Source organism: Bradyrhizobium sp. F1.4.3 (assembly GCF_040548375.1).
Lineage (GTDB): Bacteria > Pseudomonadota > Alphaproteobacteria > Rhizobiales > Xanthobacteraceae > Bradyrhizobium.
Genome location: NZ_JBEPRN010000010.1, coordinates 193,798 through 214,277, shown reverse-complemented (window position 1 = coordinate 214,277; position 20,480 = coordinate 193,798). Strand labels below are relative to the sequence as shown.

The following is a 20,480-nucleotide window of genomic DNA, read 5'->3' as shown; positions in this document are numbered from 1 at the left end:
TCAAGCCGCCGGGCTTTGCGCCATTTTCCGCGCGAACATGTTCCGGAGCGTCCTGTCGATGATCCGGCGCACGCGTATCTCGATGATCTCGTAGCTGAGCGCGCTCGCAATCAAGGCGAGCGCAAGCCCGAAAATCACGAACCCGCTCCACAGCAGCCAGCGATCGACGCCGCGATCGACCAGCTTCAACCCGATGACCTGCAACGGGAACAGCACGAAGGGGTGAACGAGATAGAGGCTGTAGCTGATCTTGCCGAGGTATTGCAGCGGCGCCAGGCTCAACAGACCGGCCATCCCCGATCCCGTCGCCAGCACCATTCCGAACAGAAGAAAGCCAGGGATCAGCGCTACGAACGGATGCAGCACATCGAGTGCGACATACATGGCAGCAAAACAGGCGAGCCCGGTAACAACTCCCATCGCCCCCGTCACCCGGAAGCGTAGATTGCTCGCGCTGAACAGCATGCCGACGACGAAGAAGGCGGTGATCGGCCAATGCAGGACGCAGAGGAAGCCGAGGAGGATCAGCGGCGCTGCAAGCCACCAACTCTTCAGCCGCACGACCGCGCCAAAGCACAACGCGAACAGGATGTAGAAGGCCCATTCATAGGTCAACGTCCAGGCGTTCTGCTGGGCAATCGGAAGCCCGAGCGCGTCCTGGACGAAGAGCAGGTTGGCAAAGAACACCTGGAGATAGGTCGGCAGGTCGATCCCCCGGAAGAACTTGTATCCTACGCTCGGGCCGGCCACGAACAACGCCAGATGCAGCGCGACGAATACCGGCATGATGCGCAGGACGCGATCGTACATGAACCTTCCGATCGCCCCGTGCCGCACCAGACTCGCTGGGATCAGAAAGCCGCTAATCATGAAGAACAGTTCGACGCCGTGCCCGCCGGAGTTGATTGCCGATTGCAACCACGGCCAAATCGGCGGAAGAAAACCGGGATTGGGGATGTCGTAGACGCCTCCCTTCGGCATGTCGCAAAAATGGTCGATCAGGACACTCAACGCGGCGACGCCGCGAAGCCCCTGAATCGACGGTACGAAACCGCCACCGGCCTCGGCATAAGACGCGTCCGCCGACGTCGTCACTCTGCCCCCTGGCTTCGCAAGGAGGGTTGGAGCGGAACGGAAGCAAAGGCCCGAGGGGATCTGAACCGATGGCCGAAGTTGATGCAGGGCTTTTCGACAGTCAGATAGGTCACCCAGCTGACGAGGATCGAAGCTGCGACCACCGCAAGCGCGAAGAGAAGCCACTGCAAGGGGCCATTGCCGGCGCCAAAGAAGTAGAAGATCACGATCATGGCAAACGATCCCATCAGATAGATCGAAAAACTGATCGTTCCGACGAACGACATGAAGCTCCAGGCAGCCTTCTCGCCAAGAGCTGCGAAGCCAATGAACACAAGGGCTGCCAGAATGTAGGCGGCGCCCATTCCGTAAGCGCAGAAGAAATTCTCCTGGTAGTCGACGCCGTAACGCTTATACGCAACGCCCGCCGCGAAGATCACGTACAGGACGGCGCAGATCCCGACGTGGCGCCAATTGAGCTTGCCTTCCATGACGGCATCGCGGATCACCTTGCCGAAGAACATCGCAGTCAAGTCAAGGGCCAGTTCGAGCACGCCCCACACAGCATGAATCTTGACGACCGGGAAAGCGATGATGCCGACGACGCACGTTGCGATGACAATCTGGAACGCAGTCAGGCGGCGTGTGAGAAAGCCGGTCGCGAACAAGAAAATACAGCTGATGTAGAACATCAGCTCGACCGCCAGAGTCCAATAGGCGATCCGGATGTTGGGAATGCCCATGAACATCTGAAACATGGTCGCGTTGGCCGCGACGTGCGACAGCGGGAAGCTTTTTCCCTCGATGACCGGGGAGAGAACCAACAAGACGACGAGCGACAGCCAGTACGCCGGATAAAGGCGGAAAAAGCGACTGACGGCGAAGTCTCGAACCGGCGCGGCGCTGTTCGGAAAGCTGTAGGGGATCACGAAGCCGCTGACAAAGAAGAACAGCACCACGCCAAAGCGGCCGAAGTTGAAATACTCCCCGAGCGCATGGTGAAACGCCCAATAGTAGTTTCCGGTTGGCTGGTTGAGCACGATCTGCTCCAGCGCGTGCTGAAGCACGACCGACAGCACGGCGATGCCGCGAAGCGTGTCAACGAATGCCAATCGTTTATGCATCACAACCCTTCCTTGGCTCGGCCTACGAGGCGGGCCGCGGCACATTCGTTCCGATAACTGGACGCTCGTCGTCCGACAGATTTGCGCGCCCCAAATCCGGTCGTCGAGAAGGCACTTGCAGAACAACAGACGCGCGACGCGAGAATACCTCGCTGAAGCTCAGCGCGATCATCAGCAACCCTGTAGAGGGACCATAGTTCAGAACTGTGATCGTGAAGAGATTGACCGTGAATATCAGGGACAACTTATAGATATCGGTGACCAGAAAAGTCGCCCGGAACACCATCCACATGAAAACAATGAACGGCACCCCGAACATGAGGTACGTACCGATATAAAAATTATCGACCGGCACCCAATACGAAGTCAGGTTCGAGAACAATTGTTGCGGGTAGTTAAAACAACCGGCGCCACATCCGGTGATGAAGCCAACCGGCATCAGCTCGTTCATGTACACGAAAGGCAACTGCCAGCTGTTATTGATCCTGTCCATCATGCTGAACAGCAAATCCTTGTTGCCAACCGACGCGCCCGAGGCAAGCAGGACGAGAATCGCCGGCGCAAAAATCGCGGCGAACGATGACAATGCGATCGTCCGCACGGCCGAGAACTTCATTCGTTCCGGCAGGTTCCGCACGAGCAACAGCAACACCATGTAAAGCAGGAGCACGAGCATCGTTGTCTTGCTCGTCGTCAGCTTGATCGCGTAGACCGCAATCGAACCAAATATCAAGCACCACAAGGTGCTTCGCCGGATCGAAGTCACGACGAACGTGATCAGAATGAAGAACGCAGCCATCGTATTGTCTGCGGCAAAGCCCGAGAGACGCTGCTCCGCGGCGGCCCACCACAACCGCCCCGCCTCCCGGACCGCGCCGAACGATTCGTATTTGAAGCCGGTCCACGGCATGGTCGTGTATTTGGACAAGAACACACCGATGATCGAAGCGTAAAACACGCCCGTGAAGATCATCAGCAATTTTTTGTACGACCCAAGATTGCTGTCGCAAAAGGAGAAGCCGACAAATACGGGAAGCATCATCTTGAAGGATGACGAAAGGGCGTTGACCGTGCCCAGAAAAAAGTACCCGATGCCAAGCGACAGCACGATCTGGAGCAGAACAAGAGCTGCCATGACACTTCTGTTCCGCACGATGCAGCGCTGGAAAAACAAGCCAATGCACAGTATCGCGACAACATCCGGCAGAAACCAAAGTGCGCCGACGTGAAAGACACTCGTATAATATCGCATCGCGCCGCCGAAAGCGTCGCGGAATATATAGAGCGTAAGCGCCACAGCTTCGAGATTGAAGCCGAAATCGGGTAACAGCCTATGCTGGGGTACTACCGTACGAGCTATCATTTGCACCGAACTCCCTAGTTCGATGGCCGTGCGGATGGCACGGCGGCAGACGACGACAGATTGGGAATTTTGCCGAGGATATTCTTGGTCAACCTGCCGCCCGGAAGCTCGACGTAGAGGTAAGTCAAATTTGACAAAACCAGAACAGCGGCGAGAACGACAACCAGGTTCAAGGTCGTAGACAGCCCGGGATACACGGCATCAAGAGCCGCGATCGGTCGAGCCCCCAATGCCCGAACGAAATACTCGGCGAGCAAGACAACAAAAGCATGGACCATGTAGATCGAATACGATCGCGCGCCGAGCCAAACCAGCGGTTTGGCGACGAGGATCGGCGGCACGATCGCAGCATTCGGAAACGCGAGAAGGGAGCCGAGAAACACCGCGAATGTGAGCGGCGCGGCGAAGCTGATCCAGGGATAGGCCTCCACGAGCCAGACATGCGCGAAGGTGGCGACCATGGCCGCTAGCTGAAACCCGCCAAGCCAGTAGACGTTGGCTCGACGAACACGGCTCGGCAACAGCGCGACGGCCTTCACCGTGAGCACACCGATGAAGAAGCTTGTAAAACAGCGCAAGAGACCAAAATCGTACTGTGCTCCGAGGTCGCGCTTCTCAAGTATCACTACAAGCGTGAACCAGCTTCCGGCAGCGAGAAGCACCGCGAAAACGTAGAGCCAGCGAAGCGAACCGAGCCTTTGCGCGATCAGCACGACGACTCCGAAAACCAGGTAGGTGTAAAACTCGACGCTGATGCTCCAACTCGGTGCGTTCCAGTTCAAGTAGTGAACGAACCCCAGCGAATGGAGCAGGAAAACGTTCAGGAAGAACGAATAGGCATTGTTGACTTCGAAGGCCGCAGGAACCGCGACGATGACTCCGGCCATGACGAGCCCGATGCGGACCAATCGAAACAGCAGCGTGACGAAGAGCATCACGATGTGCAGGGGATAAACGCGCGCGAACCGCCGGACCATGAAGTCGCGCAAGGAAAAATGACCGAAGTCCGATTGTACGTAGCTCAACGACATCACCATGCCGCTGAGCACGAAAAAGAGATCGACGAGAAATCCGCCGCTACGGAAGAACGGGCCGTCAATCCACGCGTGGTTAGGAAATGCCGCAAGGAAGGTCGGCATCAAGATCACGTGGTGAATGACCACGGTAACCGCGGCAATTCCACGAATGCTGTCCAGAGTGAGGACATGCGTTTTCTCGCGATGAACAGACACAGTCACGGCAGCTTCCTTGCACCTTGCAGTGCAGCATTTCTACTGGGCATTCGACGCGAATACAATGTCTCGCCCAGCACCCGTCGCATGCATTTCGATTGGAGGAGTCGCGCGCGTCGGAAGAAACGGCGCGACGATTAATTGGCGCAGGCAACACGCTTGGCAAGCGATGATGAACGGCTGTCTGCCCCAGGGATGAGCAGCATGCTGTCTGCGGAACAAGAGGCTTCCCGCTCGACACACCTGTCGCGTTGGTGTTGTGCCTCGCATGTTCGCGAAACGATGCAAATAGCCTATTCATTCGGCACGAATGTGGCAAAAGAGCACCGAGAATTGGAATGCGGAGTCGCGGGCGCGACTCTTCGGGAGTTGATCTTGCACAAGGCTTCGTGGTTTGCGGCGATCGGGGTATTCGTGCTGGCCCCGCTTCCGTTCGGCTCCGCCGAGACGGTCTGGATCTGCGTCTGGACGATGCTGCTCGCGTTCAGCCTCGCCACTGCCGATCTGCGCAGCGCAACGGTCGATGACTTCTACTTGTTGCTGCCGCTGTTCGCAGTTCTCGTTGTCGTCGCGGCCGTGATCACAATGCAGTTATGGCCGAATCCTCTCTTTCATCAGGTTGATGCGGCGTGGGCGGTCGCGCGTGACGCAACGGGGGCAAATCTGCCCGGCCGCGTTTCGATCACCGCAAACGGTCCATGGCTCGCGTTCGGCTATCCGCTGCTGCTGGTGCTCGCCTTCACGCGCGCGGTCTATATCGCGACCGACGCGGAGGATGCACGGCAGCTGCTGCGCATCCTCGCCTGGGCAGGGCTTGCCTACGCCCTCTACGCAATCCTCGCCGAAATCGGCGATCCGACCACGCTCCTGTTCCGCCGCAAGGAAGCCTATGTGGGCGTCGTCACCGGCACCTTCGTCAACAGGAATACGGCGGCCACCTTCTTCGGAAGCTGTGCCCTGCTGTTTCTGCTGCCATTGTTGCGCTTCATCTACCGCCAGGATCGGCCGCACCGCCCGCCTTCGCGGCAAATGGCGGCACTGATCACATACTATCTCGCCTCTCCATTGGCGCTGGGAGGGGGCTTTGTCGTTTGCCTGGTCGCGACGGCCATGACGGGCTCGCGCGCCGGGTTTTTGCTGCTGATCCTGACCGTCTTTCTGGCAACCGCACTCTTCTTTGCGCCGCTGCGCGTGGGCAAGCTTCGCCGATGGGGTTGGCTCGCCGGAACAGCCGTCGCGCTGCTCTTTCTGTTTCAGCTTGTCGGCGGCGCGGTAGCCGGACGAATTTTGACCTACGGCCTGGTCGATGAACAGCGGTTCGCCACGTATCGAGCCGCATTGATCATGATCCGGGAGCACCCCTTGCTTGGGATCGGTTACGGAAGCTTTGAGAGTGCCTTTCCAGCCTACAGGCCGGAGGCGCTTGGCAGCCTGGGAGTCTGGGACCGCGCGCACAGCACGCCGCTAGAACTTGCGGTTGAGCTCGGCATCCCGGCAGCGTGTCTGATTATGATCACATGTCTCTGGTATCTTTACCATTTGTTAAATGGAAGCTTGCATCGACGGCGCGACCGCTACATACCGATCATCGGTGCAAGTGTGGCGACGCTTGGCTTCCTGCATACGAGCATTGACTTCTCGTTGCAGATTCCAGGCTTTGGGGTGTTTTTCGCGGCAATCACCGGCTGCGGGCTGGCGCAAAGCAGGCCCTCATCCGAGCAAAAAAAGTAGCGAATTGCGGTTCTGGCAATATGTTAAGACAAATTTACTTAATTGCATCGTTGGGAAGTCGAATGCGTAACGCCGTGGGGCTCGGGGCCGCCTTGCTTGCGATGACAGCAGCGACATCAACTTTTGCAGCCCAGCCTGGCTGCGTTCCAAATCCCGACGCAGTGACCTCTGAACGGGCCATTCAGTTCCTCGATAAGCCCGAGGCTCTCCTCGACCGGTTCAAGGACGGTCAGGGTGGCCTGGCCTCTCAGGTCCGGGATCTCCTGACCAATAGGCCCGAAACGCTGGAAGGCATGGGCTCACTCGCCAAGGCGAGTTCGGATGACCAGGGCCGGGCAGTTGGTGCGGGAATGGGCACCGCCGCAGCGGTCTGCGTGCTGACGCAGCCTCAGTTTGCCCAGCAGATCCAGGCAGTCGTGTTGAAAACCGAGAACGCCGGGCTAATTCAGTCGTTCGCGAGCATCACCGGCGACATTCCGACCGAGGCGATCACAGGGGCAGACGCCAACGGCGACACAACCGCAGGTGGCGGACAAGGGACGACGGCGGAACAGCGCGGAGGCGGGACGATCAACTCGACCCCGACGAGCTCGTTCACCTCTGGACCAAGCCCAACCGTCCAGACGAACACCTTGTTCGCGGCTTCGACCGGAACGTCGTCGCTCACGACCACGAGCCCGTCGCGTTAGTACGGAACGAAATCAAGCCCACCGTATTGATTAACCAAAGCCGGTCACGTGCAAACGTGGCCGGTCATTTGCATTCAATTTTAGAGGTTCGGGGAACCCCGCTCTAAAATCTTTGTGTGAGACCTGTTGCGTCAAGAATAGACGGATGACGGGGGATAACATGAAACTAATGTACGCGCCGTTGCTCGCAGCCCTGATCGCGTGCGCCGGCAACACCGCCAAGGCCGAATCGGACACAGCACAACGTCCGGTTGGAGCTTCGTTTATCGAGGAATTCGACAACGCGCTTGCGCCGATGAATTTTGTCAAGTTCTGCATGAAGAACGATGCGGAATGCAGCACCGATGCCAGCGAGCGCACGCTGCCGCCTGTCGACGCCGCCATGTCGATGCTTCGGCAGGTGAACAATTCGGTCAACGAATCCATCGCGCCGATGCGCAAGCCGACGGATCCGATCACCGCGAACTGGACGGTCTCGCCTTCGGCCGGCGACTGCAACGACTACGCAGTGACCAAGAGGCACCAGTTGATCGCGATGGGATGGCCGCAGGCGGCCTTGCGGCTTGCGGTGGTGCGGATCGACGGCGGACAGGGCCACCTGGTGCTGGTGGCGCGGCTTCCGGACGGCGACGTGGTCCTGGACAATTTGTCGTCGGCCGTTCGTCCATGGAACTCCCTCGGTTATGAATGGATCTCGATGCAGTCCGGGACCAATCCCCGTTTCTGGGTGAACGTTGGCGATCACGGACGCCGGCTTCGCGAGCAACGGTTCGCTCTGCTCGCGGGCTCGTCGCTCTGATCGCTCACCTGTTCGCGCCCCACGTCCCTCAGGGGTAGCGACATCAACACCCGTGGCTTCGCCGCGGGCGTTGCCGTGTTCCCTGCGCACAACGCGGCGTCGCGCATTGCGAAATTTGCTATGAATTTCTGAGGTTTCAGACTATATTTTGCACCGCACAAGAATTTGACATAGTTAAGCGCGACACTCGGATTGAGCGAAGTATTTGCGGCGGTATGCATGAACGCGATGAGTGATCTGGCCCTGCCTCTCCGACGACAATTTGCCAATCGCAGCCTGGGCAGTTACTGCTCGGCGATCGCGTTGGCGTTGCTGATTGTGGCGTGCGCCGCCAGCCGCTGCGAGGCTCAATGCGTCGAGCAATCGAACCGCGTCCCCGCGGCCGTCCTGCAAGCCTTCCAAACCCAGCCCGCGTCACTGCTGCGCGAGATTCGCAACGATCGAAGCAAGCTGGCGGACCGCCTCGCCGCCTATGTCGTAACTGATATCACCGTTCTGCCCACCGTGCGCGACCTGGTCAGCGAGTCCACCAATGTCGATCGCAACGCGATTGGAGCAGGCTTGCGCCGAGCGCAGCTGATCTGTGTCCCCCGTAAGCCTGAAACCGCCCAGAAGATCAGTGAGTTTGTACGAAAGCTGGCAGACTCGGCCGTGAGTTCGGGCTACTCGGCGGAGTTGGAGGCAGTGGAATTCAACCCGAATTCGGTCGCTTCCCAACCGGTCGGAAATCCACGATCACAATCAACCAGCAAGCCAGCGGATAGTGCGACCACCTTGATGACCGGAGAATGGAAGACGGACATCGATGATCCGTTTGCCCCTGTGCCGGCCCCCCAATAATCTCACGTCAGGTTGATGAATATTCAAATGTACCAGCCCAGAGAGCAGTTTCAGCTGCACGAGAGGTCCACGCTAGAGCTGGCGGGAGCGACGCTGAGCGTCGAACGCATATTGGGCATCCTGCGGCGACAGTGGCCGCTTATCGCAGCGATCGTCGGCGGCGCTTTCGCTCTCGTCGTCGTTTACCTGCTGACCGCGACGCCGATGTATACGGCGAACACGCGAATCCTGATGGACACTCGCCAAACCCAGGTGCTCGACAAGGATACGGGCGTCTCCAATGCGCTGATCGACCCAGGCTTCGTCGATAGCCAGGTCGAGATTATCACCTCCGACGATCTGATCCGATCTGTTGTCCGCCGCATGAAGCTGACAGAAGATCCCGAGTTCAACGGTTCGGATCCGGGCCTCATTCCGGCGATCATCGGCAGGGTGATTGGACTTTTCGGATCAGATGGGCCCGCGTCGAAAGAGCGCATCGAGCGTGGAACGGTTGGCGCGGTGCAGGCCAACCTGAAGGTCGAGCGCCTCCTGACAACGTACGTGCTGTCGGCCAGCTTCCGTTCGCGAGACCCCGACAAGGCCGCCCAGATCGCCAACGAGATCGCGGATGCCTATACCGTCGGCGCCCTCGACGCGAAGTACCAATCCACCAAACGCGCCAGCGAATGGTTGCAACAGCGCAGCGCCGAGCTGCGCGAGCAGGCCACCGCCAGCGATCGCGCCGTGCAGACCTTCAAGAGCCAGAACAATATTGTCGGCACCAGCCGCGGCTTGATGAACGAGCAGCAGCTCACCGACGTGAACACGCAGCTCATTCAGGCCCGCGCCGCCACCTCCGAAGCCAAGGCGCGGCTGGACCGCATCGAGGCGATCTCCGACAAGGATCTTGCCCAGCCGACGGTCACCGACGCGCTGAACAATCCCGTGATCACCCGGCTGCGCGCACAATATCTCGATCTTTCGGCGCAGTATTCGGATTGGTCGACCCGGTATGGCAAGACCCATCAGGCGTCGGTCAATCTCGCCAATCGCATGGACGAGCTGCGCAAGTCGATCGCAGACGAGGTCAAGCGTATCGGCGACGCCTATCGCAGCGACTACGAAATCGCCAAGAGCCGCGAGACTTCGCTGGAGGAAAACCTCAAGAATCTCGTTAGCCAGGCCGGCAGCACGGGACAGGCGCAGGTGAAGCTGCGCGACCTCGAGAGCGCGGCCGATACCTACCGCAACCTGTACAACAGCTTCCTGGAGAAGCAGCAACAGGCATTGCAGAACCAGAGCTTCCCGATCAGCGAATCCCGCATCATCAGCACCGCCGTCAAGCCAGACCGCAAGAGCTCCCCCAAGACGGTGCTCTCTCTGATCGGAGCCCTGTTCGGTGGCCTTTGCTTCGGCTTGGGAGCCGCCTTTGCCCGAGAGACGCTGAGCGATGTGCTGCGCTCTCCGAGCGATGTCGAGGACGAGATCGGCATCAAATGTCTCGGGGTGCTTCCGGCCATCGGCGCGAAGCAGATGGGCTCGTCGAGGGCACGCGGATCGCGATCGCCGGATGGCGCGCCGACGATCGACGTAACCGGCCAGCTTTCCCGTTACGTCATCGATCATCCCTTCTCGCGCTACGCCGAGACCATGCGCAACATCAAGGTCTCGATCGATCTCGCTCGCCTGTCCCGGGAGGTGAAGGTCATCGGCATCGTGTCCTCGCTTCCGAAGGAAGGGAAAACCACGGTTTCAGCCAACTTCGCGCACTTGACCGCGTTCACCGGAAAGCGCGTGCTCCTGATCGACGGCGACCTTCATACGCGTTCGCTGACAAAGGAACTTGATCCTGGCGCCAAGAGCGGGCTGCTCGAGTCTCTCAAGGATCCGCAATCGGTTGGACACCACATCCGGCGTAGCGCGGAGACCGGGCTGGATTTCCTCCCCTCTTTTGTCGTTTCGCGGATGGTGAACTCCGCCGACATCATGGCCTCGAAGGCGATGGCCGATCTGCTGTCGTTGCTGCGAAATGAGTACGACTACATCGTCATGGATCTGGCGCCGGTGATGCCGGTCACCGATGCCAAGGCTATCAGCCATCTCATGGACGCGTTCATCTATGTCATTGAATGGGGCCGCACGACGCGAACGGCTCTGCAGGAATCGATGTCGAGCTCCGAAGCCATTCAGAAAAAGGTGTTGGGCGCCGTTCTCAACGGTGCAAACCCGAAGATGCTGAAGCGCATCGAAGGCTACAAGGGCTCGCACTACAACGCATACTATGTCGAGGGAGCCTAACAACGAAGTCGGCGCGTCTCGCCGTTCGCGCCGGCTCGCGCGAGGCGCCAACTTCTTGCTCGCGGCATCCGCCATCGCGTGGGTGGCATCGACCGTCCCCAACCTGACCGATCTCACCGTATCGCGCGTCGCCAGGCAAATTGCCGCCGGCGAGAGTTACGATGCGCCATTGCTGAGACAGATCATTGCAGCGAACCTGCCGGCAGCTCAGCGTCAGTGCGAACCCAAGGCTCTTCGGGAGCTTCTCGTCCTGCAATTGTCGGCTGCCGACATGACCGTCCGTGGCACAGACCTGGCACAGACGGATGCGGATGTTGATGCCGTACAGCGGATGAGCAGGATCCTGTTGGGGTGCGCTCCAACCGAGTCGCTCGGATGGCTGGGGGCGTTCTGGGCGGGCTCCCGCCAGGACGGGCTAACAGCCAGAACCGTCGCGTTTCTCGGCCAATCCTACCGCCTGGCGCCGCATGAAGTCTGGCTGCAAATGATGCGCGTGCCCCTCACCTTCCGGGCATTCGACGCCCTCCCCCCCACGCTGACGGACGCCGCGATACAGGATTTCAACGACGTCTTCCACGACCGGCTGTTCCCCAGTGCTGCCGCGCTCTACGTCAAATCCCCAACGTCAGCACGCAGCAGGCTTCTGGATCTGACCTGCGACGTGTCCGAGCGCGAGAGACTGGCCTTCTGGTATCTCGTTCGAGACGTCGGAGGAAAGATCCAGCATCGGTGCTATCCGGCAGACGACCGTCCGCGCTACCTGCTCGACAACTAGCCTTGCGGTTTCCGGTTGCGCAGATCGGACTTGGGCGGAAGCGCCGAGCCGTTGGTCTACGATCGGATATGAGCTGGAAACAATGCCTCGGCGCGGACCATGGGGCCCGCGCGTCTCAGTAGGCTTCCTGATGGATCAGCGCCAGCGCGGTCTTCAGGATGATCCTGATGTCCAGCCAGATGCTCCAGTTGCTGACGTACCAGACATCGTACTCGACGCGCTTTTCCATCAGATCGATGGTCGGCGTCTCGCCACGGAAACCGTTGACCTGGGCCCAACCGGTCAGGCCCGGCTTCATGTGATGCCGATACACGTAGTTGCTGATGAGCTGATCGTAATAATTGTCGTGCGCGAGCGCATGCGGACGCGGTCCGACCAGCGACATCTCGCCGCGCAGCACGTTCCACAGTTGCGGCAATTCGTCGATGCTGGTCCGCCGCAGCACGCGACCGACGCGCGTGACCCTCGCGTCGCTCTTCGTCGCCTGCGTGACGACATGGCCATTCTCGGCAACCGTCATCGAGCGGAACTTCCAGATTTCGAACTGCTTGCCGTTAAAGCCTCGCCGAGACTGCTTGAAGATCACGTTGCCCAGAGAATCGAGCTTGATCATGATCGCGGCGGTCGCCAGCAGCGGCGCCAGCAGCAGCAGGGCGAACGAGGCAAGGCCGATATCGAGACAGCGCTTCTGCGCCCGCTCGAAGACGCTGAGCGGCGCACGCTGGATCTCGATCGCAACCGTGCCGCTGACCGGCTGGAACGGACGTGAGACCAGATCCGCGATCGGAAAATCCGGCAGAAGGCGGATCGGCTGGGGAACCACGCGCAGATGCTGGCTCAGCTTCTGGAGCAGAGGCATTTCGTCCCAGTCGATGACGAGGAGATATTCTTCCACATCCGCCGTCCGTGCCTGATGCACGACGTCGCGAATCTCGTGATCCCATCGCGCACCGTCTTCGGACGGCTCGAGGACGAAATGCCGCACGACATTGAAGCCGTGCTTGCGCAGGTCCTTGAAACGGGTCGACGTGAAATCGAGCGGCTTGAGGCTGAGGAGCACGACCTTGCGATCGACCAGGCGGCCTTTGGCATAGCTCGAGTTCAAGGCGATGCGCCACAACACGCGAAGCCCGCCCAGGGCCACTCCGCCGGTCGCGGCAAACAGCAACGTGGTTCCGCGCGACAGATCCGCGGACGATTTGAGCAGAAACGCCTCGACCGCGAGAATGGTCAGCGAGATGACCCAGATCGCCAGCGCCTTGCGGAGCTGCCACATCGTATTCAGGAGGCGATGGTGATCGTAGATACCCTGGAAGTAGGCGATCGTCACGAACACCGCGCTGACGACGAGACCCGCTCCGACCGACGAATCCTGCTCGGCCACGAGCAGGCGATATAGACCGCTCGCCGCGAAATAGCTGAGCAGGAGTGCAAGGAAGTCACCCGCGATCAGAGCGATCTGGAGGGGTCTTTGGAGGGCACCGCGACGGTTCGATACAACCGAATAATAGTTTTCCGAACCATAAGTTGCTACAGCCATCCGAACCTCGCTGCCTCGTCACGCACTCGCAATCGAGAAATTGCAAGCAGTCGATTTAATTTGCGATGCGTCTTGGGCAATGTCTTAACTAAACAAAGCAACATTGCGGCACTGCACCGAAAAAATCAATTCGATCTTTCTGCAACGCAGCACCTCGACACGTGGATGCTCAAAGCGCCGTCACAAGCTTGACATTTAACTGAGCATTACGCCGCGTTTCGCGTCACATCGCGTCATTTTTTTCACATTGTTTTACACATTGTTGCGCGAGCATTTGAACGGTTGTTCAACCTTGTTGCTTAAGCCGACATTAGGTCGCCGCCATTAACACTCGTGGCCGTTTCTGGGAGTTGTGGCGTGAGTACCGTAGTCGTTTTCAGTCTGCTGATCGGATCGTTGCTGGGGGGCCGATTCCGGGTTTTCATCCTGCCTCCGGCGATCGTTCTTGGCGGGGCGATGATCGGTGCCATCTCTGCCTGGCAAGGACATGACTTCGCTCACACTGTTGTCATGATCTTTGTCTTTGCGGGGGTGCTCCAGCTTGGCTATGTCTGCGGCGCGCTTCTGGACCGCGCGCGTGCGACCGCCTATCGCACCAAGGCCGCGGCATCGTTCGACGGCCGCAGCTTCGGCTAGCCAGGCCGGAGCGTGGCGAATCGACGCTCCCTACAGCCGCGCGGGTGATCCGTCAGGCATGCTAATGACCCTTCCCATTGCGTGAGTGGGAAAAACCGGCTCGTGGCAGCCCGATTTCGTCGATAGCATATTGACATCTCGGGCGAAGCTCTCTGAAAGAGTTGGAACCCATGATCATGACCGCAACTCAAAACTCGCCCCGGCCGAAGCTGCCGAACGGCGTGCGCATTTACGCACTCAGCGATATCCACGGCTGCGCGCATCTGCTCGAGCAGATGTTCGCCGTCATCGATGCGGACATGTCGAACAGCCGGCCGTATCGCGCCATCGAGGTCTTTCTCGGCGACTACATCGATCGCGGACCGGACTCGCGTCACACCCTCGAACTCCTGATCGGCCGCAGCCGCTACCGCAACACGGTCTTTCTCAAGGGCAATCACGAGGCCTATTTCACCTCGGTGCTGGATGACCCCTCGCGCATCACCGACTGGTTTCAGTTCGGCGGACTCCAGACCTTGATGTCGTACGGGATCACGGCCTCGCCCGACCTCAGCAAGGATGAACAGTCCGACCTCGTGCGCGAGCTCACATCCGCGATGCCGCCGCAGCACATCGCGTTCCTGCGCCAGTTGCGGCCGACATTCACATGCGGCGACTTCTTCTTCGTGCATGCCGGCGTTCGCCCGGGAATCCCCCTGTCCGAACAGCGCGAACAGGATCTGCTGTGGATCAGGGACGAATTTCTCCAGAGCAAGAAGCGTTTCGGGAAATATGTCGTGCACGGTCACACGCCGGTGCGGCAGGCCGAACTGCTGGAGAACCGGGCCAACATCGATACTGGAGCGTATGCCACCGGCAATTTGACCCTGCTGTCCATTCAGGGCAGCAGCATGCTCGCGATCTAGCGACGCGTCCGCGCGCCGGGCAGGCCGTCAATTGGTCTGGCTTGCCGGCGGCCGGTATTCCGGGAACCGACTGAGCATCGCCGCCTTCAGGAACTTGAAATGGGCGATCGAGGCGCCGAGTTCCTTGAGCCTGCGCTGGCCGTTGAGGATTTCGGTGTCGAACAGATCCTGGTGGTGATTGTCCAGCGCCTCGCGCTCGAGATATTCGTCATTACCATTGCCGAAGGTCACGGCCGCGCGCGCCAGCACGTCTTCAACCCGGCGGTTGAGGCCCGACTGCTCCCGCTCTGCCGCGTGCAAAGCGTCTTCGATCGCGATCATGATGGCTTCGATGCGCGTGCGGTCGGTTTCGGCGTCGCGCTCGGGCGAACGAGCACGGAACGACTGCTCTCCGCCGAAACGGTCTTTCAGGAAATTGTGAGTGCGGGCCCGCAAAAAGAGCTGAAACATGCGTGCATTTTCCGGTTCGAGGCGCCAGACCGGAAAATGGGCCCTGGATAGTTAACAAAGGTTGAAGGCCGTCCTTAGAACGGTGCTCCGGTGCCGCCCTGTGAACCGGCCAGAGGACGTTTAGATCGTCCCCTTGAGGGCATCCAGCTCGCGATCGAGCGCCTGCTGCCAGCTCGGCGGCGTAATGTCGAACCGCTCGCGCAGCCGCGTGAGATCAAGGCGCGAATTGAACGGCCGCGTCGCCTTGACGGGAAATTCGTCCGAACGAATCGGCACAATTTCCTTCACGGCAAACTTGGCGCCCCTCGACTTCAATCCGGAAACGATCGCAGTCGCAAAGCCGTGCCAGCTGGTCTCGCCCGCGCAAACCAGATTGACGACCCCTCCTCGCTCCTCGAACATCCCGGGAAGGTCGTCGTCGCGCCGTGGCAGCATCGCAACCACCGCTTGTGAAATCGCATTGGCGGTCGTTGGAGCGCCGATCTGGTCGGCGACGATGCGCAACTGCTCGCGTTCTCCGGCTAGCCGCACAATCGTCTTGAGGAAATTCGCGCCAGTCGCGGCGTAAACCCAGGACGTGCGCGCGATCAAATGCAGACCGCCCGCCTCGGCTATACCCTGGTCGCCGGCGAGCTTGCTTTGGCCATACACCGAGAGGGGACCCGGAGTACTGTCCTCGCGCCAAGGACGATCGCCAGAGCCATCGAAAACATAATCGGTCGAAAAGTGCACCAACGGCACGCGGCGGGGCGCGGCCCACCGGGCGATCGCCTTGGGAGATTCCGCATTGATCAGAAACGCGAGCTCTCGCTCGTCTTCCGCACGATCAACAGCGGTATAGGCGGCCGGATTGATAATCAGATCCGGCTTGATCGAATCCAGCTTGTCGGCAAGCTCGCTCGGCCGCGACAGATCGAACTCTTCCAGCGCCGGCGCAATGATATCGGCCCGCCCCTGAAGCAGCGGAAGCAGAGCTCCGCCCACCTGCCCCACAGTGCCCGTCAGGAGGATCTTCATGTCAGACCTCCCCGTAGCGCGGGAGATTCTTCACATCCGCCAGCAAAGGCGCGTCGGCATCCTTGGGCGAAAGCGATGGATCTGCGAGGCCCCAGTCGATGCCTATCGCCGGGTCGTTCCACCGAACCGAGATTTCGTCCTTCGGACTATAGAGCGCGTCGCATTTATAGAAGAAATCAGCAGTCTCGGAGAGAACGGCAAAGCCATGCGCGAAGCCGCGAGGAACCCACAATTGCCGCCTATTCTCCTCGCTCAGTTCGACAACAACGTGACGCCCAAAATTTGGGCTACCGACACGGACATCGACCGCAACGTCCAACACCCGGCCGCGAAGTGCCGCGACCAGCTTGCCCTGCGTGAATGGATTCTGCAGGTGCAGCCCACGCAACACTCCATAACGTGAGCGTGAAAGATTGTCCTGAACGAACGGCTGCGCAACCCCGTTCTGCGCATAACGCTCGAGTTGATAGGTTTCCAAGAAAAAGCCGCGTTGATCGCCGAATAGCTTTGGCTCGATGATCAAAACTTCAGGCAGATCAGTCTTGATAACGTTCATTCTAGCGACTTCAGTTCCGCACGTACAACAATCTTGTGCAGCGCACTCTATCTGATATTTTCAATCTGGCAAACCAGAGAGGGACGATGAAGGGAATTATACTCGCTGGCGGAACAGGCTCGCGCCTTTATCCCGTCACAACAGTGGTGTCGAAGCAGCTGCTTCCGGTTTTTGACAAGCCGATGATCTACTATCCGCTGTCGACATTGATGCTCGCTGGAACTCGCGAAATTCTCATCATCTCGACGCCGCAGGACAAGCCGCTGTTTCAGCGCTTGCTCGGAGACGGATCGGAAATCGGTGTCAAATTTTCATACGCAGCCCAGGAGACCCCGCGCGGGCTTGCCGACGCATTCATCGTCGGCCGCGATTTCGTAGGACAAGATTCGGTCGCGCTGGTCTTGGGAGACAATATCTTCTACGGACACGGACTTCCGGAGATGCTCGCCAAGGCCGCGACGCGCAAGAGCGGCGCCACGATCTTCGGCTACGTCGTCAACGCACCCGAACAATATGGCGTGGTCGAGCTCGACGGTGACGGGCGCGCGCGCTCGATCGAAGAGAAGCCCAAGCAGCCGAAGTCGAATGTGGCCGTGACCGGCCTCTATTTCTACGACAATGGTGTGGTTGACATCGCGGCAGGGATCAAACCTTCGGCACGGGGCGAGATCGAGATCACCGACGTGAACAACGCGTACCTCGCCCGTGGCGACCTGTTCGTCGAAGTGCTTGGCCGTGGGTTTGCCTGGCTCGACACGGGTACGCACGCCTCGCTGGTCGAAGCCAGTCACTTCGTTCAGATCCTGGAACAGCGCCAGGGTTTGCGCATCGCGTGCCCCGAGGAAATCGCCTTGCGGCGCGGTTACATTTCTCTCGAAGCCTTCATGAAGGTTGCCGAGAAGACCGCCAAGAGCAGCTACGGCCAGTATCTGCAATCAGTAGCCCGCTCCTTCGCCGCTCACGACTAAGGCAGATCACCCATGCGCTTCGAAGGTTCCACGATTTTCGTTACGGGCGGTGCAGGTTTCATTGGCTCCGCAGTCGTCCGTCATCTCCTCAGGGACACGCACGCGCGCGTCGTCAACATCGACAAGCTTACCTATGCGGCGAACCTCAAGTCACTTCCTGACGCCGAAGCAAATCCGCGCTATGCCTTCGAGAAGCAATGCATTTGCGAGGCTCTGTCGCTTCGCCAGCTGTTCGAAAAGTACCAGCCCGTCGCGGTGATGAATCTGGCTGCCGAGAGCCATGTCGATCGCTCGATCGATGGCCCCGGCGAATTCATCCAGACCAATATCGTCGGCACCTTCACGCTGCTACAGGAGGCGCTGCGATACTGGAGGGACCTGACCCCGGATCGTCGTTCGCAATTCCGGTTTCTCCACATATCCACCGACGAGGTGTTCGGTTCGCTCGGCAAGGACGGTTATTTCACCGAGACCACATCCTACTCGCCCAACTCACCCTACTCGGCGAGCAAAGCGTCGTCTGACCACCTGGTCCGCGCCTGGCGTGAGACCTACGAACTTCCGACGATGGTGACGAACTGCTCGAACAATTACGGGCCCTATCACTTTCCCGAGAAGCTCATTCCCCACATTATCATCAAGGGGCTCGCCGGAGAGCCTCTGCCGGTTTATGGCGATGGACAGAACATCCGCGACTGGCTCTACGTCGAGGACCACGCCAAGGCGCTCACACTTGTGCTCGAGCGCGGCGCGGTTGGCGAGACGTACAATGTCGGCGGCCGCAATGAGCGCACCAACCTCCACGTCGTGGAAAGCATTTGCGACCAGCTGGATGAAATGTCGCCGGGTACGGCAGGCTCCCGGCGCGGCCTTATTTCGTTCGTCACCGACCGTCCCGGTCACGATCGCCGCTACGCGATCGATGCTTCAAAGCTCGAGCGCGAGCTCGGATGGCGCGCTGACGAGAATTTCGAAAGCGGCCTGGCCAAGACGGTTCGCTGGTTCTTCGACAATCAGAAATGGTGGCAGGCCATTCTCGATCGCGGTTATCAGCAGAAGCGTATCGGCCTGGGATAGCAGATCGACCACCCTTCGCGGCACCTGTCGTCCTGCAGGACATTGGCGACAGGCTGTCCGCGTCGACCTGCAAAAGGGACTCGCAAGAGGATGGACGAATGCTATTTCGTCTGGATTCACGGCCTGGATGGTCGTCCGAAGCCGCAGATCTGGGCCGCGGACCAATTTTCCGGCCCCGCATGGAAGTTCAGGTACGTCATGGCCCGGCATGTTCTCGATGCAAGGGCGCGCGGGATGGGGCTGGATCGCCTCGCAAAGCTTTTTCCCGCGCCGCCTGGCCTGGACGAATCGGCCTGAGTTTTTCTGGCCGTCGAAGACTAGAGATAGGGCTGATCGACGCGGCTCTGCGCCATCCAGACCTTCCACGCGCCTTCATGCTTGGCATATAGCTCCAGCCAGCGCTTCTCACCGGGAGCAGGCTGAGAACCGCGCTCAATCCATATTGGCTCGGTTCGACCGCAATCGGTCTCTCTATCGAGCCGTTCGAACTCAAAGGTCTCCTCGAGCGTAAGACCGATCAGAACACGCCTGCCGACCGCATCGACAAAATACCGCCGCGGCGCATTGTTGCTCCTGAAGCTAGTCATGGCGTACCTCTTTCGCGATCCACGGGACGCTCAGACCGTCAAGTCGGCGACCGTAGGTCCGAACGAACGTTGACAAGTCTTTAGCCGGTACAACCAGGGCAAACAGCAAGACCATCCGAGTCCGAGTCCCAGCTCAAGTGCGCAACATGGTGAGGGCACGAGCGGGGAACAACGTCCAGCACGGTTTAACCTACCAGATATGGTTAGCATCGCGGCGCGTGCTTTCCGGCTGAAGCCGCTCAGAACGCACGCCTGGCGCGGGCAAATGACGCGTGCTGGCGATCCCACGCAGCATGGCGCGGACGTTGTTCCTTACGCGTCCGCCACGCGCGCGTCGCGTAGCCGATGCAGAAACCAAGGAAGATCGAAATCAGAATCGAAACCATTGTCATCCGGAGATCTCTCTATTTGCTGCGCGTCTGCCGTCTCCATTCGCGGCACGAACATTCTCATCTTCGAGTTGTGTCGAGATCATGATGACAGTCGCTGATTTTGTCGTCAGAGGCGAGATTTTTTGGGCAGCACCGTGCTTACGTCCTGATCGTTCGCATCAACTAACGAACCAGAAGAAAAACCTTACCGACAACAGCACGATAAAATAAACCCAACCCGCCATTGCGATCAGCGCAACGCTGAAGAAGATTCCTTCGAATGCCCGCTCTCTCATCTTCGCAAGAGGCATAGCTGACAGCGTTTTTTGAAACATCTCGATCTTCTGATCTATTCGTGTCGCTTGCACGATCATAACCGAACGAATTCGACGATCTCGTGACAGACTCGCGCGAGAAACAGCTCGCCGCGTCCGCGAGTGCTGCCGCAACATCGATCTTCAACAAA

General features: G+C 59.3%; 21 protein-coding genes. 11 read left to right on the top strand and 10 right to left on the bottom strand.

Going from position 1 to position 20,480, the window contains the following annotated elements:
- Genes ABIB73_RS24715 through ABIB73_RS24700 form a run of 4 tightly spaced genes read right to left on the bottom strand, consistent with a single transcriptional unit; the run spans position 1 to position 4,799 of the window.
- A complete protein-coding gene (locus tag ABIB73_RS24715) occupies positions 1–1,095 on the bottom strand; it encodes an acyltransferase family protein (RefSeq protein WP_354228227.1) in 1,095 nt (364 codons plus the stop codon).
- Positions 1,092–2,198 (bottom strand): acyltransferase family protein, encoded by a 1,107-nt coding sequence (locus ABIB73_RS24710; RefSeq protein ID WP_354228266.1) that lies wholly within the window; start codon positions 2,196–2,198, stop codon positions 1,092–1,094. The genes ABIB73_RS24715 and ABIB73_RS24710 overlap by 4 nt, the downstream gene beginning before the upstream one ends.
- Positions 2,199–2,220: 22 nt before the next feature.
- Positions 2,221–3,561 carry a hypothetical protein gene (locus ABIB73_RS24705; RefSeq protein WP_354228225.1) on the bottom strand — a complete coding sequence of 447 codons (1,341 nt, stop codon included), beginning with the start codon at positions 3,559–3,561 and terminating at the stop codon, positions 2,221–2,223.
- Positions 3,562–3,575: 14 nt separating this feature from the next.
- Complete coding sequence (locus ABIB73_RS24700; protein WP_354228223.1) at positions 3,576–4,799, bottom strand: acyltransferase family protein; 1,224 nt, start codon at positions 4,797–4,799, stop codon at positions 3,576–3,578.
- A 198-nt stretch (positions 4,800–4,997) separates the two neighbouring features.
- Here ABIB73_RS24700 and ABIB73_RS24695 point away from each other — a divergent pair, with 198 nt between their 5' ends.
- The 6 genes from ABIB73_RS24695 to ABIB73_RS24670 all read left to right on the top strand — a co-directional run bounded on the left by ABIB73_RS24695 (position 4,998) and on the right by ABIB73_RS24670 (position 11,907).
- Positions 4,998–6,524: an O-antigen ligase family protein gene (locus ABIB73_RS24695; protein WP_354228222.1), complete on the top strand. Its 1,527-nt coding sequence runs from the start codon at positions 4,998–5,000 to the stop codon at positions 6,522–6,524.
- Positions 6,525–6,586: 62 nt separating this feature from the next.
- Complete coding sequence (locus tag ABIB73_RS24690; protein WP_354228220.1) at positions 6,587–7,213, top strand: hypothetical protein; 627 nt, start codon at positions 6,587–6,589, stop codon at positions 7,211–7,213.
- Between the two features lie 160 nt (positions 7,214–7,373).
- Positions 7,374–8,012, top strand: coding sequence for a transglutaminase-like cysteine peptidase (locus ABIB73_RS24685; protein ID WP_354228219.1), 639 nt, complete (start codon positions 7,374–7,376; stop codon positions 8,010–8,012).
- Positions 8,013–8,204: 192 nt separating this feature from the next.
- Positions 8,205–8,852: a hypothetical protein gene (locus ABIB73_RS24680; protein WP_354228217.1), complete on the top strand. Its 648-nt coding sequence runs from the start codon at positions 8,205–8,207 to the stop codon at positions 8,850–8,852.
- 27 nt (positions 8,853–8,879) lie between these two features.
- Positions 8,880–11,132: a polysaccharide biosynthesis tyrosine autokinase gene (locus ABIB73_RS24675; RefSeq protein ID WP_354228216.1), complete on the top strand. Its 2,253-nt coding sequence runs from the start codon at positions 8,880–8,882 to the stop codon at positions 11,130–11,132.
- Positions 11,133–11,187: 55 nt separating this feature from the next.
- Positions 11,188–11,907: a hypothetical protein gene (locus ABIB73_RS24670; protein ID WP_354228214.1), complete on the top strand. Its 720-nt coding sequence runs from the start codon at positions 11,188–11,190 to the stop codon at positions 11,905–11,907.
- Positions 11,908–12,022: 115 nt separating this feature from the next.
- Here ABIB73_RS24670 and ABIB73_RS24665 read toward each other — a convergent pair whose 3' ends face one another.
- On the bottom strand, positions 12,023–13,447 hold the full coding sequence (locus ABIB73_RS24665) for an undecaprenyl-phosphate glucose phosphotransferase (RefSeq protein ID WP_354228212.1): 1,425 nt from the start codon (positions 13,445–13,447) through the stop codon (positions 12,023–12,025).
- Positions 13,448–13,804: 357 nt separating this feature from the next.
- On the opposite strand from ABIB73_RS24665, the gene ABIB73_RS24660 reads away from it, so the two are divergent.
- Together ABIB73_RS24660 and ABIB73_RS24655 are read left to right on the top strand one after the other, a co-directional pair.
- Positions 13,805–14,083 (top strand): hypothetical protein, encoded by a 279-nt coding sequence (locus ABIB73_RS24660; protein WP_354228210.1) that lies wholly within the window; start codon positions 13,805–13,807, stop codon positions 14,081–14,083.
- Positions 14,084–14,253: 170 nt separating this feature from the next.
- Positions 14,254–14,988, top strand: a complete 735-nt coding sequence (locus ABIB73_RS24655) for a metallophosphoesterase family protein (protein WP_354228208.1) — start codon at positions 14,254–14,256, stop codon at positions 14,986–14,988.
- Between the two features lie 27 nt (positions 14,989–15,015).
- On the opposite strand, the gene ABIB73_RS24650 is transcribed toward ABIB73_RS24655, so the two are convergent.
- From ABIB73_RS24650 to rfbC, 3 genes are all read right to left on the bottom strand, one after another.
- Positions 15,016–15,438 carry a hypothetical protein gene (locus ABIB73_RS24650; protein ID WP_354228206.1) on the bottom strand — a complete coding sequence of 141 codons (423 nt, stop codon included), beginning with the start codon at positions 15,436–15,438 and terminating at the stop codon, positions 15,016–15,018.
- A gap of 120 nt (positions 15,439–15,558) precedes the next feature.
- Complete coding sequence (rfbD, locus tag ABIB73_RS24645) at positions 15,559–16,455, bottom strand: dTDP-4-dehydrorhamnose reductase (RefSeq protein WP_354228204.1); 897 nt, start codon at positions 16,453–16,455, stop codon at positions 15,559–15,561.
- A 1-nt stretch (position 16,456) separates the two neighbouring features.
- The gene (rfbC, locus tag ABIB73_RS24640; protein WP_354228202.1) at positions 16,457–17,011 is read right to left on the bottom strand and encodes a dTDP-4-dehydrorhamnose 3,5-epimerase; all 555 of its coding nucleotides are present in this window, start codon (positions 17,009–17,011) and stop codon (positions 16,457–16,459) included.
- Between the two features lie 86 nt (positions 17,012–17,097).
- Between rfbC and rfbA the strand changes: the two genes are divergently transcribed.
- The 3 genes from rfbA to ABIB73_RS24625 all read left to right on the top strand — a co-directional run bounded on the left by rfbA (position 17,098) and on the right by ABIB73_RS24625 (position 19,353).
- Positions 17,098–17,979, top strand: a complete 882-nt coding sequence (gene rfbA, locus ABIB73_RS24635) for a glucose-1-phosphate thymidylyltransferase RfbA (RefSeq protein WP_354228200.1) — start codon at positions 17,098–17,100, stop codon at positions 17,977–17,979.
- Between the two features lie 12 nt (positions 17,980–17,991).
- The gene (gene rfbB / locus ABIB73_RS24630) at positions 17,992–19,056 is read left to right on the top strand and encodes a dTDP-glucose 4,6-dehydratase (protein ID WP_354228198.1); all 1,065 of its coding nucleotides are present in this window, start codon (positions 17,992–17,994) and stop codon (positions 19,054–19,056) included.
- Positions 19,057–19,146: 90 nt separating this feature from the next.
- Positions 19,147–19,353 (top strand): hypothetical protein, encoded by a 207-nt coding sequence (locus tag ABIB73_RS24625; protein ID WP_354228196.1) that lies wholly within the window; start codon positions 19,147–19,149, stop codon positions 19,351–19,353.
- A gap of 20 nt (positions 19,354–19,373) precedes the next feature.
- On the opposite strand, the gene ABIB73_RS24620 is transcribed toward ABIB73_RS24625, so the two are convergent.
- Together ABIB73_RS24620 and ABIB73_RS24615 are read right to left on the bottom strand one after the other, a co-directional pair.
- Positions 19,374–19,643 (bottom strand): hypothetical protein, encoded by a 270-nt coding sequence (locus ABIB73_RS24620; RefSeq protein WP_354228194.1) that lies wholly within the window; start codon positions 19,641–19,643, stop codon positions 19,374–19,376.
- Between the two features lie 550 nt (positions 19,644–20,193).
- Positions 20,194–20,349: a hypothetical protein gene (locus ABIB73_RS24615; protein WP_354228192.1), complete on the bottom strand. Its 156-nt coding sequence runs from the start codon at positions 20,347–20,349 to the stop codon at positions 20,194–20,196.
- Positions 20,350–20,480 lie beyond the last annotated feature (131 nt).